We start from the raw sequence: 16,208 nt of genomic DNA on the forward strand, positions 1-16,208 counted from the left end.
AGTAATGAAATGAACAATCGAAAATTCGCCCCTAAATTAAATCAAAAACTAGTGACATAATAAGATTTAAGTAGACTTTATAAATTTCAACAAATTAACAAGATTAACAAAAAATTATTTGATAACAATCTCATCAAGGCCACAAGACCTCATGCGAAGATTACATTCTTCGATGCCGTTTTTCAATTTTAAAATTCGTTACTGTAATGACAGATTAAGCGACAATATTCATTTTGAGTTGATAACTTAAAAAAGTCACTTTTTTGCTAATCTCCTTACCATACCTTTAAAAATAATCCCATGAAATGGTAAAACAGAATACCAGTATAATCTCCCGGTCAGTCCATGCGGCCGGAAAACCGCTTTTTGCCAAAGCTTTCCTTTATAAGTTTTAAACATGAGCCATGCCTCACCGGGAAGTTTCATTTCTGCGAAGAGAATAAGTTTTCCTTCTTCTTTGTTTGCATATAAAACACGCCAAAAATCCAAAGCATCACCTTCGTGAAGTTGATCGGGATGTGTTCTCCCACGCCGCAATCCCGGTCCGCCAATCAATAGATCCAAAAACCCCCGTATTTTCCATAGGCTTTGCCCGTACCAACCGTTTGTTCCTCCTAAAGAAAAAACCCGGTTCAGACATTTTTCACGATCATCGTATTCTGCAGTTCTTAGATCCGTAAAGCATCCATATTTTGGGACATCAAGATAATTTTTCAGATTGGAATCACTTCTGCTGCTGATAAAGCTATCCTTCCAGCTTGATATAATTTCCTTATCCTGAATTTTAGCGAGAGTTCTTCTTAAGGCTGTATCATATGAAAATGGCTGAACACCCGTAATCTGTTTTATTTCCAGTAAGCTTTCTGGTCTGCATACCACCTCAATTTTCATACTTCCAACCAGTGCGGAAGCCAAATTATAGGATGTCGAAGTAATAAAATACAACCAATACGAGGACAGTTTGGGTGTCATTACGGGAACTGTAAAAATCTTTCTTTTCAGCCCTCTGATTTTAGCAAATTCCAAGAGCATTTCTTTATAAGTCAAAACATTATCACAACCTATATCAAAATTTCTGCGATAGGCCTTTTCTTTAAATAATGTAAAAATCAGAAAATCAAGAACATTGGCAATTCCTATCGGCTGACATTTTGTGTGAAGCCACCTTGGAGCGATCATTATGGGTAATTTTTCTACCAGATCTCTTATAATTTCAAAAGAAGCACTTCCTGATCCAATAATAATTCCGGCTCTTAAGACCGTGGCAGGAATTTTACATTGCATAAGAATCTTTTCAACCTCAAACCGGGAACTTAAATGTTGGGATAATTCTTTTTCGTTGACCAGACCCGAAAGATAAATGATGTGTTTGCATTCCGTGTTCTCAATAAAATTGGAAAAGTTAACAGCGCATTCTTTTTCTTTTTCAGCATAATCATTGCTATTGCTCATCGAATGCATAAGATAATACGCTCCTGAAATATCTTTCGGAATATTTTCCAGGGTTTCAGGTTTTAAAAAATCTACTTCCACTACTTCCACCTGACTATCGTTAATATCGACACTTTTGGAAAAACGATTTTTATCTCTGCAACAACAGATAACCCGATAACCCTGAGCAGCGATAACGTCGATCATTCTTTTTCCGATGTATCCGGTTGCGCCGGTGAGCAGAATTTTTTTCATAGGATTAGGCTTTGGTGGTTTGACAATGTTTGCCGGTGAAAGAAAAAATTATACCTTTTCTAAAAGATGTCCGAAATAATCTTTCTTTTTTGCCAGGTAACTTTCATTGACCTCATTCGACTCTATTTCCAGCGGAATTCTATTCTTTAGCTTAATTCCACTGTTATCAAGAGATTTCAGCTTTTCAGGATTGTTGGTCAGCAGATTAATTTCATTTACTTTTAAAATCTTCAGCACTTCTATCGCGATATCAAAATTTCTGCCATCAGCCGGTAATCCCAGTTTCAGATTAGCTTCTACCGTGTCAAAGCCTTTTTCCTGAAGTGCATAAGCTCTCAATTTGTTGATGATTCCGATATTCCGACCTTCCTGACGCAGATAAATAATCATTCCGCCGTTCTCATGCACATATTTCATAGCAGCATCCAGCTGTTGCCCGCACTCGCATTTTTTAGAATGAAAAACTTCGCCGGTGATACACTCCGAATGAAAACGCACATTCACCGCAGTACTAAAATCTGTATTTTCCGCCACCCAAACCAGATTCGGATTCCAATCATCTTCGAACTCTGAAAATGCATAAACAGTAAACATTCCAAAATCAGTTGGAATATTCGATTGCGCTTGTATTGTCAACATAATTTAAAAATTAAAAAATCATATAGTACAAATTTATACTTTATTTTAAATAAAAATAAAATTATTTACTAAATTTGTAGATAAATACATTTTCTTATGCAGGAAAATCCAATATCACACAGGAAAAAAAACTGAATTATATATTGAATACCAAAAAGTTATAATAAATGAAAGAGAAGTCCCGGATCAATGTTTCACTAATTACAACCTTTCGAAATTAATTTTTTTGACAAGGTGAAATAAAATAAAATTGAGCACTGATAAATAACAACCGGCCTTTTAATCCAGAGAACAGGCAAAACTTTACAACCCTAAGCAAGAATTCAGACGATTATGGCTAAAATAATAAAACATACCGCTCAACTGATTTTTCCGCATCAGCTTTTTGAGGATACTGATTACCTTATCCAAGATCAGCCGGTATTTTTGATAGAGGAATTCTTATTTTTCAGGCAATATGCGTTTCATAAACAGAAGATAGCTTTTCATCGTGCGACAATGAAGTTCTATGAACATACATTGAAAAAATCCGGTTTTGAGGTTGAATATATCGAAAGTTCATCAAAATACTCAGACATCAGAAACTTAATTCTGAAACTGGAAAACGACCATTTTAAAACTATAAAAACGACAGATGTTTGTGATAATTGGCTGGAAAAAAGATTAAGACAAACCAAATTAGATCTTGAAATTCATGACAGCTCTCTTTTTTTGAATACCAAAGAAGAGCTGAAAGATTACTTTGAAGGGAAGAAATCATACCATCAGACTGATTTTTACAAGCAGCAGAGAATCACCCGGAATATCCTGATGAAGGCAGGAAAACCGCTGGGAGGAAAATGGACCTATGATACGGAAAACCGAAGAAAATATCCTAAAAATAAAAAAGCACCTTTCATATATTTCCCGACAAACAATCAATATTATGAGGAGGCGAAAGAATATACCGAAAAACATTTTTCAAAAAATTACGGAATTCTTACAGATGAACAGCTTTATCCTACAACTTTCAAAGAAGCTGAAAAATGGCTTGAGCAATTCCTGGAAATGCGTTTTCCGGAATTTGGCATTTATGAAGACAGCATCGTGGAGAAAGAAAATTTTCTGCATCACAGTGTTCTTTCTCCATTAATGAATGTAGGACTTTTAACTGCGGAAAATGTTTTGGAAAAAGCCATTTCCTTTGCAAAGGAAAATGATATTCCGGTAAACTCACTGGAAGGTTTTGTTAGACAAATTTTAGGATGGAGAGAATTTGTCCGGGGTGTTTATCTTTATCAGGGTGTGCATCAGCGGAATAAAAATTACTGGAAACACAAGCAAAAACTTCCGGCATCTTTTTATACCGCTAAAACGGGAATCCAGCCAGTTGACAGCTCAATTCAGAAAATTCTAAAAACCGGCTATGCACACCACATCGAAAGGCTGATGATTTTTGCCAATTTAATGAACCTCTGCCAATTCGATCCTGATGAAGTATATCAGTGGTTTATGGAAATGTTCATTGATTCTTATGACTGGGTAATGGTTCCGAATGTATATGGAATGAGCACCTTTTCGGATGGTGGCAAAATGAGTACGAAACCCTACATCAGTGGCAGCAATTACATCAAAAAAATGAGCGATTATCCTAACGGAGAATGGGCAGAACAATGGGATGCACTTTTCTGGAACTTCATCAATGATAACAAGGATTTTTTCGCCAAAAATCCAAGGTTGGGAATGATGTTGAGAACGCTTGAAAAAATGCCGGAAGAGCAACGGAAACAGCATATAAAAAGAGCAAAAGAATTTATTGAAAATCTGAAATAATAAATAAAAAGTTCAACATACGGGAAAGGGACCGGATTATCGAGATGGCCTGGGAAGACCGTACTCCATTTGAAGCTATAGCATTTCAGTTTGGGATCAGAGAATCTGAAGTGATTGAAATAATGCGTGCTGAATTAAAAGAATCGAGTTTTAAACTTTGGAGAACGAGGGTGAATTCCGGCGTGAGTCAAAAACATTTAAAAAAGCGAAATGAAGATATCATTCGCTTTAAATGCAGTAGACAAAGAACCATTAGCAACAATAAAATTTCTAAAAGATAATAGAGTAATCATGAAAAATATTGTCATCGTCGGATGTGGAAAAGGAATTGGACATGCAACAGCAGAAATCCTTTCCGAACAAAATAAAATCATAGGAATTTCAAGAACAATAAATCCCGGGGTAAATCATGCTAATATAACATTCCATCAAATGGATATTCTTTCCGGAAATTTAGATGAAATTACTTTTCCTGAAGTTGTAGACGGACTGGTATACTCTCCCGGAAGCATTAATCTGAAACCGTTTAACAGGCTTACCATAGATGAGTTCAAGAATGATTTTGAAATTAATGTGATAGGAGCAGTGAAAGTTATTCAAAAGCTTTTACCGAATCTTAAAAAATCTGAAAGTGCCTCTATTGTACTTTTCAGTTCTGTAGCGGCAAAACTGGGAATGCCGTTTCACTCTTCAATTGCTGCCAGCAAAAACGCTGTGGAAGGTCTTACCAAAAGTTTAGCGGCTGAATTTTCGGCACATAAAATCAGGGTAAATGCCATTGCCCCTTCTTTGACAGATACTGAGCTCGCCTCAAGCCTCTTATCAACTCCTGAAAAAAAGGAAGCATCCGCTAAAAGGCATCCTCTGCAAAGAATTGGAAATGCCGAAGAAATCGCGGAAATGACAGCTTTTTTAATTTCCGATAAATCTTCCTGGATTACGGGCCAGATTTTTGGAATCGACGGTGGAATGGGAAGTGTGAAACTTTAACGTAAAAAAGATATATTTTTAGATTAAATTTGTGCCATGAATACCGATTTTTTCATTGATTTGCTTCATCAGGTAAAAGAATTTGAAAACTCCGAAGCTTGTAAACCTCATTCTACCACTGAGGATTTCCGTCTTTGGCTCAATGATCAGAAATACAGAAAAGAAAGCCCTACAAAGCTTTTTAAAAATGAAGAGCATCAGGTTGCTTTTACCGAAAATGAAATCTGCAAACAGGTTCTGCTTTTGGCAAGATATTCCAAGCAACTTATTAGAAAAGGGCTGAATGACTTTCCTGAATTAGCCAATGAAGAATTCACCTATCTGTATAGACTGAAAGATGAACCAAACCTGACTAAAATTCAGCTCATTGAAAGAAACGGACACGAGAAACAGACGGGAACTCAAATTATCAAGCGTTTATTGGAATACGGTTTAATTGAAGAAAAAAACGACAGCGAAGACAAAAGAAGCAAACGTCTGAACATCACTAAAAAAGGAGAAGATTATTTCCACCGTTCTGTTAAAAAAGTAAATATCACTTCAAGAATTCTTGCCGGAAAGCTTGAAGATAATGAAAAAAATGAGTTTCTGGAATTACTCAGAAAGCTTAATGATTTTCATTCTAATCTTTACTTTCAATATAAAAATTCTAATATTGACGAGATTACTGAAGCATTCGACTAGATCCAGAATTACGTGAAGTTTAAACCATGATCTCCTTAAATCGCCTATTCCCGGACCGACACCGGTTGTAAAGGCTAAACCACCAAATAAAGATTCTCTCTTCGAGGTTGCTTTTTTGTTTCTTTAAATGAGATCTTTTTCTCAATTTTCCTATCTTTAAATTTTCAAGTAAGAATTTTCTATGAGCAAGCCTTCTGATCCTAATGCAGAAATGATGAAACGCCTGCAGGGCATGCAGAAAGAACAGCTTATCATTGCCCGTTTAGCCAAAGACTTTTCTACCGTTTTAAACAAAAAACAACTTCTTTCTGTTCTCAATACCTCTTTCAAAAATGAACTGGGCTTTAATGATTGTATGATTGTCAGGGATTACAGAGGGATTATTGAAATGCTCATCAGTGGGATTGAAAATCAAAATTATACTATAGATCATGCACTTGATACGTATTTAAAAAAATGCCTTGATTCCGCGGAACCCCTGTTTTTTGATCTTAAAGAATTGTCATCATTTCCTTCCTGTTTTACCGAAGTTAGAAATTCGGGAATGCGAATGGCTGTGGGATTAGGTCTGCCTGCTGTTAATGAAAATAAAAATGTGCTTTTCCTTTTCTACAGAAATTTTATCTCAAGAGATGCTATTCCGGAAAGAATTTTAAACGGCGTTTCTACCCAGGTTTCCATTACTCTTCATAATATTGATGTTCAGGAACAATTGAAAGCGTTTCAGGAAAATATCCAGAACTTTCCTAAAGAAACTGAAGAAGAAAATAAAAGTGAGTATGGTTTCCATGGAATTGTGGGACAAAGTGAAATAATGCAGACTATTTTTGAACAGATCTCGCAGGCAGCTCCATCACAATCCAATGTCATCATCTTTGGAGAAACGGGTACAGGAAAGGAGCTTATAGCAAAGGCTATTCATGAACTTTCAGAATTTTCGGGAAAGAAGATGGTCAGGATAAACTGTGCAGCCATTCCTGCCAATCTGATAGAATCCGAACTTTTCGGGCACGAAAAAGGAAGCTTTACCGGGGCAACCGAACAGCGGAAAGGAAAGTTTGAACAGGCGCACAACAGCACCATTTTTCTGGATGAAATAGGTGAACTTCCCCTGGAATTGCAAGCCAGACTTCTGAGGGTTCTTCAGGAAAAAGAAATCGAAAGGATCGGGGGAAACAAAAGAATAAAAGTGAATGTAAGGATCATTACGGCCACCAACAGGAATCTTGAAAAAGAAGTCGCGGAAGGACGGTTCAGAAGTGATCTTTTTTACAGGCTGAATGTATTTCCTATCCATCTTCCTGCCTTAAGGGAAAGAAAAGATGATATTCCTTTACTGGCTGACTATTTCCTTGAGAAACTCTATACTAAGACAGGCAAAAAGATTAATGGTTTTTCTCAGAACGTGGTCAAAATGATGATTGCTAATCCATGGTTGGGTAATATCCGTGAACTGGAAAATATGGTTGAAAGAAGCATGCTGACGGCAAAAGGAAATATGATCAGGAAAATGGATTTTCCGAAAGTTATTAACTCTCAAAATACGGATCAGGATTTCCGGATCAAAACGCTCCAGGAATTCGAAAAGGAATATATTCTAAAAATAATCAAAAAATGTAACGGCCGTATTTTTGGTGAAACAGGTGCTGCAAAGCTGCTGGGATTACCGCCAACCACGCTGATTTCCAAAATGCAGAAACTCGGAATAGAAAAAAAACACTATTTCAAGGGATCTGAATAATGTTTGTCAAGCTCCATTTCTATTTTCCCGGAAGACAAAGCCCAGAAAATCCAAAGGCCTAAAATGATCAGCAGCGACAAGACCGGGATCCAGAACGACAGGATTAATGCAAGCACATAAATCGGAAGCCCGTAAAGGTAATTATTATGGATTTTTTTTATAGCAGCATCGGTAATACCGGGACGCAAAAGTTTTTTATTCCGGGTGGCCAGAAACCATAATAAATTATAAGCAAGATTGATCAGAACAAAAATACCGGTATAAAGTGCCACAACAACAGAGGAAGCTTCACCGTCAAAATACCTTGCCAGCAAAGCGGTAGGATAAGAAACTGCTGAAACCAGAAAAAGGATCAGTCCATTCGCAAACATAATTGCGGAATTCCGACTATAGATCTGTTTGAAGATCTTATGATGGTTTACCCACATGATGAAAATGCTGAAAAATGAAAGGATAAATGCCAGAAATGCCGGCCATTGATTCTTCAGAAAGACCAGCAGATCGTTCCCGTTCTGTATTGAATGCTCTTCAGGGAAATGAAGATCCAATACCAAAAGCGTAACGGCTATTGCAAAAACGCCATCACTGAATCCTTCTATTCTGAGTGTTTCTTTTTCCATAATTACCTGATTGATTTATTATCTGATACTCTGCGTAGTAAAGGCATAATGATTTTGTCCTCAATTATTTGAAGAATTATGATTAAAAAAATGAATGAAAATATGGTCTCCGGTTAGCTTTGCCCGTGATTATTTATAGCCTTTGTCAATTCCTAATTTTTTCATTTTGGAGTATAAAGTCTGAGCTTGTATTTTCAGCAGCTCTGCAGCACCGCCCGGTCCGGAAACTTTTCCGTTAGAAGTCTGAAGCGCACTTATAATATGATCTCTTTCCATATCTTCCAATGATTTCAGCTGGCCTGGCATTTCAGAAGATTTTTCAATGATTTTGGGCAGATCAAAGCTTTCTATTTCTGCGGTTTTGGCCAACAGAACACTTCGTTCGATCAAATGCTCCAGCTCACGAATGTTTCCCGGCCAGTGATAATTCAGCAACTGTTCTAATGCTTTTTCACTGATAGAAGTGATATTTCTTCTCGAAGCAGCGGCATATTTATTCAGGAAAAAATGGGCCAGCAATACGATATCTTCCTTTCTTTCTCTCAGCGGAGGCAGTTCTATAGGGAAAACATTCAAACGGTAATACAGATCCAGCCTGAATCTTCCTTCCGCCACTTCTTTTTCCAGGGAGCGGTTGGTCGCTGCAACAATTCTTACATTTACTTTAACTGTATTATGTCCACCAAGCCGTTCAATTTCCTTTTCCTGTAAAACTCTCAGTAATTTAACCTGTGAATCCAGTGGCAGCTCTCCTATTTCATCCAGGAAGACGGTTCCTCCGTTGGCTTGTTCAAATTTTCCGATCCTCAATGTATTGGCTCCGGTAAAGCTTCCTTTTTCATGTCCGAAGAGCTCGGATTCGATAAGCGCATGCGGCAGTGCGGCACAGTTGACTACAACAATAGGATGAGCGCTGCGGTCTGAAAGCTCATGAACGGAATGAGCCACTTTTTCCTTACCCGTTCCGCTTTCCCCGACCACCAGAACAGAGGTATCTGTAGGAGCGACTATTCTTATTTTTTCAACAACATCCTGAAGTACCTTACTTTTCCCGATAATTCCTTCAATCACTTCACGATTTCCGTTATCTGTACACAGTTCACAGCCTCTTTCCATATCATAACGGTATCTGGCAATGTCAAGCATAACAATCATATCACGCTCCCGGAAAGGTTTTACCATAAATCCGTAGGGCTGCGTTTCTTTCACTGCTTCCAGGGTAGACTGGTTGGTATTGGCTGAAATATAAAGAAAAGGCAGATTCATTTCACGCAGTTCCCAGGCAAGATCGATTCCTGTGAGGTCTCCTTTTAAGATGATATCAAGAAGTACCCAATCCGGCTTGCTGTCTGCAATCAGTTTTCTGGCCTGAACCACCGAAGATGCGATTCCTGTGATCTGGTAACCGGCTTTCATCAGCATCAGCTTCAGATCATTGGCTACAATAAATTCATCTTCTACAATTAATATTTTTTCTTTCATGATAGTCAGCCTTTAGTTGGAAGGAGTTATTTCTGTATTTCTTCTGAATGTAATTGTAATTTTTAATCCACTTTTATTTTCGAGATGGAAGGTCCCGTCTAACTGGTCAGTAAGCCCCCGCATCAGGTTCATTCCCAGAGATTCCGTTTCTTCAATATTGAAATCATTGGAAGCCCTACTCCATTATCTGATATAATCAGTTCACAAAGATGGTCATCCGTATTTTTGAATGAGACGGAAACTTCACCTTTCCGGTCATCCGGAAACGCGTATTTTACCGTATTATTGACTGCTTCATTAACAATTAATCCCATAGGAACCGCCTGGGCGACGTCAAGTAACACTTTATCAGTATCCACTGTGAAATTAATTTTTTTGTCATATGAATAACATTCTTTGATATAAGTGATCAACTCATAAATATACCATGACATATCAATCATCGAAAGATTATCGGACTGATAAAGTTTCTGATGGATAATGGACATAGCATGCATTCTGTGCTGGCTGTTCTGGATGGCCATCAGGGCATCTTCATTATCCAGGTAAGCAGACTGCGTATTCAGCAGGCTGATCACAATCTGCAGATTGTTTTTGACCCTATGATGGATCTCTTTTAAGAGCCATTCTTTTTCGGCAAGTAATTTTTTCAGCTGTTCGTTCTGTTCATCAATCTGCTTACGTTTCAGTTCCAGGTTTTTATTGGCATTGCTTTTTAATCTTGATCGGTTATACAACAAGGCAGCAAAAAGGATCAGTGCGAGAATACTTCCAATGAAAACATATCTGATAAAGGTATCATTCGCAATCTTAATATCCTGTAGTTTTGCTTTCTGGGTCAGCAGCTGAATGTTTTTATCTTTCTGTTCTGTCTCAAACTGAATTTTAAGGCTGTTGATCTGCTTGCTTTTTTCGCCGTTAAAAACAGAATCTGAAAGTTTCTTGTACAGCTGATAATGCTGTATGGCATCCAGGTATTTTCCCTGTACAGAATCTGCTTTGAACCACATTAAATGGTTTTCCGAACGAAGCATATCATTTCCGTTATTTTTAGCTATCGAATCAAAAAGCCTCGCTTCGCGGTACATTTTATCAAAGTTACGGGTCTGGTAATGATAAAAAACAAAGCTTCGCAGCAATGAAGCCTGCTGATTGTTCTTTTCTGCATTTTCACCGTAATAGGCGACCAGTTTTTTGTAGTAGGCTTCGGCTTTATTAAACTGCTTTAAAATGGTATAGGTGCTGAACAGGATATAATTTTCTGACATTTCAAAATCCTGGTCTACGATAGGGTAACGTTCTCTATATTCTTCTATCATGGTAATAGCCTGCTTAAACTTTTTCTGCCTGATCAGCATCGTAGAAATATTATTGGCAACGGTTCTGATGTAGCTGTTATCTTTATTTTTTTTAGCAGTAGCTAAGGATTTTTCCCAATATCTCATGGCATCGTCGTTCTGGCGGAGATAGTAATACACCATTCCGATATTGCTGTAAATAGAACACATCTGCAAAGAATAATCATTTACGCTTTCTGCTGTTTTTTCTGCCAGAAGACCATAACGGAGTGCTTCCCCATAATCCGCCTTCTGAATTTCAACCTGGGAAATAAGGTTATAAACACTCTGTAATTCTCTGAATTTCACCGACTGATAAACAGAAAGGGATTGCCTGAGCAAACCGAGCGCTTTATCAGGATTTTCTTTGATATAATATAGTTCTCCAAGATCTTTTAAAACGCCTGCCTGATTCAGTTTTGATCCTGAATTTTTAAAAAGTTCCAATGCTTTTTCTTTCAATCTAATTTTAGTATCAAAATACTCGGGTTTATTGTCATACATATACGATAACTCGTTATATGCCTCTCCGGTCTGTTCCTTAAATTGATGGGTTTCAAAATAAGCAAGTGCTTCTTTCATTTTGGATAAAGCAATGTTTTTACTGCCTCTTTCTTTATCTAGTTTAGCATCCAGAAATATGAGCTTTCCGGCAGACATCGGATCTCCGGATTTTATATTCAGTGCTTTTGCCTGTCTGTTCAGAATAGCGGCACTGTCGAGATCAGCCTTCAACTCTCCTTTTTTACTAATATAATAGTTACTCAGCCGCAACAATAAAGTGGTTTTCTGAGTAGTATTGGGGGAAGAGGAAATCTGTTTTCTCAACAGTGCAGGATTTTCTTGGATTTGTGCTTTTATACTCCATGAAAACATAAAAACCAATGAAAAATATACTACCTTAAATAGATTTTTTGATAAAAAATAAAGCCTGAAATTCATTTTTTAAAGGTAATATTTTATACCGTATTTTGCCATAGTCCCGTACTAGTTTTTACGGTGATAAAAATAGCAGATGATCATGGCCAGCCCCGGTAAAATCAATGTTTCGAGTCCAAATTGTTTTCCCGCATATGCTCCTAAAAAACAGCCTATCAGAAATCCAAGTATGGTAACCAACTGCTTCTTCAGGCTTGCCCAGGCTTCAGGGTGTTGAAAGCCACTTGACAGAAGCGTTCCAAAATCCAGGGAAGCCTGGGTTACATTTCCTGTCATCATGGTAGTAGGACCATGGGTTTCCTTTGCATAGAGTTTCCCGAAAGCATTCTGAAGCCCCATCGCAAAAACGGTCATCATAGCCACAGTATACATCATAACTTCTGAAAACGTTCCGTAGTAACTGAGAACGGCAACAATAATTCCGGCTAAAAAAAGCAATGTTCCTTCCCAGAATAGCAGCGTGTAATGATTGATAACTTTCCCGGCAATCTTCCCTCCTGCCATAACCGCGAGAATAAAGACCGGAAAAGTAAGCAGCTTTACCCAGGCATGAATATCCGATCCCTTCACAAACTGATAGGCAAATACAATAAAGTTCCCTGTAACATGTGCCGAAAAAAGGGCATCTGCCGCTACAAATGTCACGGTATCACAGTATCCGGCAATCATGGTTAACAATAAGGTGACAAAACCGATATTATGTTTTACTTCCATTTTTCTATTTTAAATGTGAACGGAGCATCCAGGCCATTTTCTCATGGGCTTCCAGTAATCCTGTAATGTAGTCGCTTGTCCCTGAATCACGGAATTCCACAGCGAAGTTTTCAATATTTTCACGAAGATGAATGATGATACTTTCGTGGTCGGAAAGAAGCGCTCTGATGTAAGTTAGGCTGTCGTTCGATTCAAGATGGTGCTCAGACAAATGGGTTAATTCAAGATATTCCCTTAAAGTAGCCGGTGCATAATGTCCCAGCGTCCTGATTCTTTCAGCCAGATCATCAATGATGTCGTCCAGCTGCCCGTATTGTGCTTCAAAAAACAGGTGTTTATTGTAAAAATCCGGTCCTTCGACATTCCAATGTGCTTTTCTAGTTTTGGTATACAATACAAATTCGTCTGCTAAAGTGGTAACCAGTACCTCAGCAACTTTTGCTAAATTTTCGTTTTTAATTCCGATTGAAGTTTTCATTTTATAAAATATTTAATAAGTAATAATCAAGTGAATATCTTCCTGCACCCAATGCAAGAATCAGTAACAGGGAAAGGGTGTACATAAAAGGAACATCCCGCACTTCCAATGAATCCTTTCTATGAACCACAAAATATCCGATAGCCGTCACGCCGATTGTCGGTAAAACCGCAAGCCTGGTTCCCAGTCCTAAAATAATCAGAAACGGAACTACCAGATCAGCAAATGAAGCAACTATGGCATTGAGTTGATCAGGCAATCCCAGAGGGTTTGGAATGACTTCCCTTTGCCCGTTTTCCAGTCTGAATTTCTTTAAGCCATGCACTCTGAACAATTGAATCGCAAGGAGTACCCGGAAAACCAAGAATGAAGCATCATTACATGGTGAACCTAAATCCGATGAAAGGATCTGTTTTAAAATTTCCATATGTATTGATAGTTAAAAAGCAAAGCACGAACAGCCTAGAGCTCCCCAGAATGTGTGGTAATTATTAACGGGCACATTGCTCATTCTTGCCTGGTTATGGTTATGATGGTGAATATCGCAGCTTCCTGCACAGCTGTGAATTTGTGAGGTCAGCGGGGCTTTTAAATCCTGTTTCGCATTTTTCTCAATTTCTTTCTGAAAATGTCCGCCTGCAGGGTAATATCCGTTGTAAAGATTGGTGGGAGACCAGTCCGGAAGCACAGGAATAGATGGTGGTGCATAAGATGAGAATGTTCCTTTGGCATAGACTATTTTCCCGTCTACAATGGTCATTTCCGCTTCAATATTTTTGATATCTTCATCATCAACCGTAAAATAATCCTGATCAAGAACTGCCAGATCGGCAAACATTCCTACCCTGATATCACCTTTTTTCTGCTGTTCCTGAGAAAACCATGCGCTGCCTTTTGTGTACAGTTCCAATGCGGTTGATCTGTCCAGCTTTGATTCATGATACAATTGAAGTCCGCCAACAGTTTTACCTGCGGTCAGCCAATACATGGAAACCCACGGATTGTAGCTGCTTACCCTTGTGGCATCTGAGCCTCCACCTACAGGAACTCCCATTTCCAGCATTTTTTTTACGGGTGGTGTACTTTCTGCGGCGCCGGAACCATAACGGTCTGCAAAATATTCTCCCTGATAAGCCATTCTGCTCTGGATGGCGATTCCTCCGCCAAGCATTTTTACACGTTCTATATTTTTTTCATCAATGGTTTCTGCATGATCAAAAATCCATGGAAGACCATTAAAAGGAATATCCCGGTTTACTTTTTCAAAAACATTTAAAAAACGGGTGATGCTTTCATTATAGGTTGCATGAAGTCTGAATGGCCAGCGGTTTTCTACCAGTAAACGGACTACTTTTTCGAGATCTGCTTCCATGTTTTCAGGCAGGTCAGGTCTTGGCTGAAGAAAATCTTCAAAATCGGCTGCAGAAAATACCAGCATCTCTCCTGCCCCGTTGTGACGGTACATATCGTCCCCCTGATATAATTTTACCGTGTCGATCCAATCGCTGAAATCTTCAAATTCATGCTTAGGTTTCTGGGTAAAAAGATTATAGGCGATCCTTACGGTAAGCTGTTTTTTCTCATTCAGTTCGTTCACCACCTGATAATCATCCGGAAAATTCTGGAATCCTCCGCCGGCATCAATGACACTGGTAATTCCGAAGCGGTTCAGTTCTGTCATAAAATGCCTTGTGGAATTCAGCTGGTGTTCGTAAGAAAGCTTCGGGCCTTTTGCCAGTGTTGAGTATAAGATCATGGCATTGGGTGTGGCAATAATCAACCCTGTGGGTTCACCGTTAGCATCTCTTTCAATATGTCCGCCTGCCGGAGCCGGAGTATCTTTGGTAAATCCTACTGCTTTTAATGCAGCTCTGTTCATCAATGCCCTGTCGTATAAATGCAGAATAAAAACTGGTGTTTCGGGGGCGATAGCATTAATCTCTTCCAGGGTTGGCATCCTTCTTTCTGCAAATTGGAATTCGGACCATCCTCCTACGACACGAACCCATTGCGGAGAAGGCGTACGGTCTACCTGGTCTTTTAACATTCTGAGCGCGTCGGCCAGTGACGGAACCCCGTCCCATCTTAATTCCAGGTTGTAATTCAATCCGCCACGAATCAGGTGAATGTGAGAATCATTGATTCCCGGTACTACTCTTTTCTTTCTGAGATCAATAAGTTCTGTAGATTCATCTACAAACTGGTCTGCCAGTCCGTAATTTCCAACCGCGATAATTTTCCCGTCTTTAATGGCCACTGCAGAAACGTCCGGAGTTTCTTTATTGAAAGTGTGTATTTTTCCGTTGTATATGATAAGATCTGCTTTCATCTTTAATTATTTGGTGTTCAACTTTGAAATAGCTTCCTGAATTCCTCCTCCGGCAACGGTGAAAAAAGACGGTCCGGCCAGCAGAATCAGTTTTTTTAGTTTCATTGTATCGGATAAATGCTGAGCTTTTAAATAAGACTGTGTACGGTAGGCATCAAAAGCGCCCAAAACCACATTTTCTGCCACTAAGGCGGTTGGAGAATCAATTCCGGCATCTTTGATATCACTGGCAAAGGATACGGTATGTACCTGTAGTTTCAAAGCTTCTCTCATGGCAACACTTCCTACTTCTTTCATCAGTTCGGCATCGAAAGAGTTTCTGTTACCCAAGCCTATCAACAGCAATTTTCCGGAGGCAAGGCTTCCTTTCGGAGGATTAATTAATAAGGTTTCTAAAGCGTGTCCCTTGAACTGTCCTTTTTTACGGACTTCTGTAATAATTCCTTTTAATGCTTCATCCAGATGAACCATGCCGTTCAGTTCTTTGGGAAGCGCAGGAGGATTGAAAATATCTCCTTCCGTATACTCGAAAACACAGGCGATCTGTAAATCTGCTTTGGCCGCAGATGGCCCCTGTACCATACCTATGACAGAAATCCCGTCAACAGTTCCCCATGTTTTTGAGGTCCCGATAGCTGTTTTTCCTGCAACAGCCTGTGCTGAAACGAATTGGGTTCCCGCAGTTGCCAACACCAATACTGTAAAGATTGTTTTTGACCAATTGATGTATTTTGAAATTGAATTTTGCATAATAAAT

15 protein-coding genes are annotated in these 16,208 nt (G+C 38.7%); 5 read left to right on the forward strand and 10 right to left on the reverse strand.

Annotated features, from left to right (window positions below; genetic code table 11):
- Positions 1-255: 255 nt before the first annotated feature.
- Complete coding sequence (locus MTQ00_RS08495) at positions 256-1,686, reverse strand: SDR family oxidoreductase (protein WP_273648456.1); 1,431 nt, start codon at positions 1,684-1,686, stop codon at positions 256-258.
- A 48-nt stretch (positions 1,687-1,734) separates the two neighbouring features.
- Positions 1,735-2,325 (reverse strand): GTP cyclohydrolase II, encoded by a 591-nt coding sequence (gene ribA, locus MTQ00_RS08500; RefSeq protein WP_273648457.1) that lies wholly within the window; start codon positions 2,323-2,325, stop codon positions 1,735-1,737.
- Positions 2,326-2,658: 333 nt separating this feature from the next.
- Here ribA and MTQ00_RS08505 point away from each other — a divergent pair, with 333 nt between their 5' ends.
- The 5 genes from MTQ00_RS08505 to MTQ00_RS08525 all read left to right on the forward strand — a co-directional run bounded on the left by MTQ00_RS08505 (position 2,659) and on the right by MTQ00_RS08525 (position 7,552).
- Positions 2,659-4,137 carry a cryptochrome/photolyase family protein gene (locus tag MTQ00_RS08505; protein ID WP_273648458.1) on the forward strand — a complete coding sequence of 493 codons (1,479 nt, stop codon included), beginning with the start codon at positions 2,659-2,661 and terminating at the stop codon, positions 4,135-4,137.
- A gap of 44 nt (positions 4,138-4,181) precedes the next feature.
- Entirely contained in the window at positions 4,182-4,418 is a 237-nt protein-coding gene (locus MTQ00_RS08510; RefSeq protein WP_273648459.1) for a TIGR03643 family protein, read from the forward strand.
- Between the two features lie 10 nt (positions 4,419-4,428).
- A complete protein-coding gene (locus tag MTQ00_RS08515) occupies positions 4,429-5,127 on the forward strand; it encodes an SDR family NAD(P)-dependent oxidoreductase (protein ID WP_273651056.1) in 699 nt (232 codons plus the stop codon).
- A 36-nt stretch (positions 5,128-5,163) separates the two neighbouring features.
- Positions 5,164-5,811, forward strand: a complete 648-nt coding sequence (locus MTQ00_RS08520) for a MarR family winged helix-turn-helix transcriptional regulator (RefSeq protein WP_273648460.1) — start codon at positions 5,164-5,166, stop codon at positions 5,809-5,811.
- Positions 5,812-5,992: 181 nt separating this feature from the next.
- The gene (locus tag MTQ00_RS08525; protein WP_273648461.1) at positions 5,993-7,552 is read left to right on the forward strand and encodes a sigma-54 interaction domain-containing protein; all 1,560 of its coding nucleotides are present in this window, start codon (positions 5,993-5,995) and stop codon (positions 7,550-7,552) included.
- Here the strand turns inward: MTQ00_RS08525 and MTQ00_RS08530 are convergent.
- The 8 genes from MTQ00_RS08530 to MTQ00_RS08565 form a co-directional block, all read right to left on the reverse strand.
- Positions 7,531-8,172: a TMEM175 family protein gene (locus tag MTQ00_RS08530; RefSeq protein WP_273648462.1), complete on the reverse strand. Its 642-nt coding sequence runs from the start codon at positions 8,170-8,172 to the stop codon at positions 7,531-7,533. The two genes, MTQ00_RS08525 and MTQ00_RS08530, sit on opposite strands and share 22 nt — an antisense overlap.
- 129 nt (positions 8,173-8,301) lie before the next feature.
- Entirely contained in the window at positions 8,302-9,654 is a 1,353-nt protein-coding gene (locus tag MTQ00_RS08535) for a sigma-54-dependent transcriptional regulator (protein WP_273648463.1), read from the reverse strand.
- Between the two features lie 128 nt (positions 9,655-9,782).
- Positions 9,783-11,933, reverse strand: a complete 2,151-nt coding sequence (locus MTQ00_RS08540; RefSeq protein ID WP_273648464.1) for a histidine kinase dimerization/phosphoacceptor domain -containing protein — start codon at positions 11,931-11,933, stop codon at positions 9,783-9,785.
- A gap of 45 nt (positions 11,934-11,978) precedes the next feature.
- A complete protein-coding gene (locus tag MTQ00_RS08545) occupies positions 11,979-12,644 on the reverse strand; it encodes a YoaK family protein (protein ID WP_172279121.1) in 666 nt (221 codons plus the stop codon).
- Positions 12,645-12,648: 4 nt separating this feature from the next.
- Positions 12,649-13,122: a Dps family protein gene (locus MTQ00_RS08550; RefSeq protein ID WP_273648465.1), complete on the reverse strand. Its 474-nt coding sequence runs from the start codon at positions 13,120-13,122 to the stop codon at positions 12,649-12,651.
- 1 nt (position 13,123) lies between these two features.
- Entirely contained in the window at positions 13,124-13,549 is a 426-nt protein-coding gene (locus tag MTQ00_RS08555; protein ID WP_273648466.1) for a DoxX family protein, read from the reverse strand.
- A 12-nt stretch (positions 13,550-13,561) separates the two neighbouring features.
- Positions 13,562-15,451, reverse strand: coding sequence for an amidohydrolase (locus MTQ00_RS08560; protein ID WP_273648467.1), 1,890 nt, complete (start codon positions 15,449-15,451; stop codon positions 13,562-13,564).
- A 6-nt stretch (positions 15,452-15,457) separates the two neighbouring features.
- The gene (locus MTQ00_RS08565; RefSeq protein ID WP_273648468.1) at positions 15,458-16,201 is read right to left on the reverse strand and encodes a M17 family peptidase N-terminal domain-containing protein; all 744 of its coding nucleotides are present in this window, start codon (positions 16,199-16,201) and stop codon (positions 15,458-15,460) included.
- Between the last annotated feature and the right edge of the window lie 7 nt (positions 16,202-16,208).

The sequence above is a fragment of the Chryseobacterium sp. B21-037 genome, assembly GCF_028570785.1.
GTDB classification, from domain to species: domain Bacteria; phylum Bacteroidota; class Bacteroidia; order Flavobacteriales; family Weeksellaceae; genus Chryseobacterium; species Chryseobacterium proteolyticum.

Coding starts and splice junctions, on each gene's coding strand:
- MTQ00_RS08495 (WP_273648456.1), bottom strand. CDS start 1,686: ATGAAAAAAATTCTGCTCACCGGCGCAACCGGATACATCGGAAAAAGA.
- ribA (WP_273648457.1), bottom strand. CDS start 2,325: ATGTTGACAATACAAGCGCAATCGAATATTCCAACTGATTTTGGAATG.
- MTQ00_RS08505 (WP_273648458.1), top strand. CDS start 2,659: ATGGCTAAAATAATAAAACATACCGCTCAACTGATTTTTCCGCATCAG.
- MTQ00_RS08510 (WP_273648459.1), top strand. CDS start 4,182: ATGGCCTGGGAAGACCGTACTCCATTTGAAGCTATAGCATTTCAGTTT.
- MTQ00_RS08515 (WP_273651056.1), top strand. CDS start 4,429: ATGAAAAATATTGTCATCGTCGGATGTGGAAAAGGAATTGGACATGCA.
- MTQ00_RS08520 (WP_273648460.1), top strand. CDS start 5,164: ATGAATACCGATTTTTTCATTGATTTGCTTCATCAGGTAAAAGAATTT.
- MTQ00_RS08525 (WP_273648461.1), top strand. CDS start 5,993: ATGAGCAAGCCTTCTGATCCTAATGCAGAAATGATGAAACGCCTGCAG.
- MTQ00_RS08530 (WP_273648462.1), bottom strand. CDS start 8,172: ATGGAAAAAGAAACACTCAGAATAGAAGGATTCAGTGATGGCGTTTTT.
- MTQ00_RS08535 (WP_273648463.1), bottom strand. CDS start 9,654: ATGAAAGAAAAAATATTAATTGTAGAAGATGAATTTATTGTAGCCAAT.
- MTQ00_RS08540 (WP_273648464.1), bottom strand. CDS start 11,933: ATGAATTTCAGGCTTTATTTTTTATCAAAAAATCTATTTAAGGTAGTA.
- MTQ00_RS08545 (WP_172279121.1), bottom strand. CDS start 12,644: ATGGAAGTAAAACATAATATCGGTTTTGTCACCTTATTGTTAACCATG.
- MTQ00_RS08550 (WP_273648465.1), bottom strand. CDS start 13,122: ATGAAAACTTCAATCGGAATTAAAAACGAAAATTTAGCAAAAGTTGCT.
- MTQ00_RS08555 (WP_273648466.1), bottom strand. CDS start 13,549: ATGGAAATTTTAAAACAGATCCTTTCATCGGATTTAGGTTCACCATGT.
- MTQ00_RS08560 (WP_273648467.1), bottom strand. CDS start 15,451: ATGAAAGCAGATCTTATCATATACAACGGAAAAATACACACTTTCAAT.
- MTQ00_RS08565 (WP_273648468.1), bottom strand. CDS start 16,201: ATGCAAAATTCAATTTCAAAATACATCAATTGGTCAAAAACAATCTTT.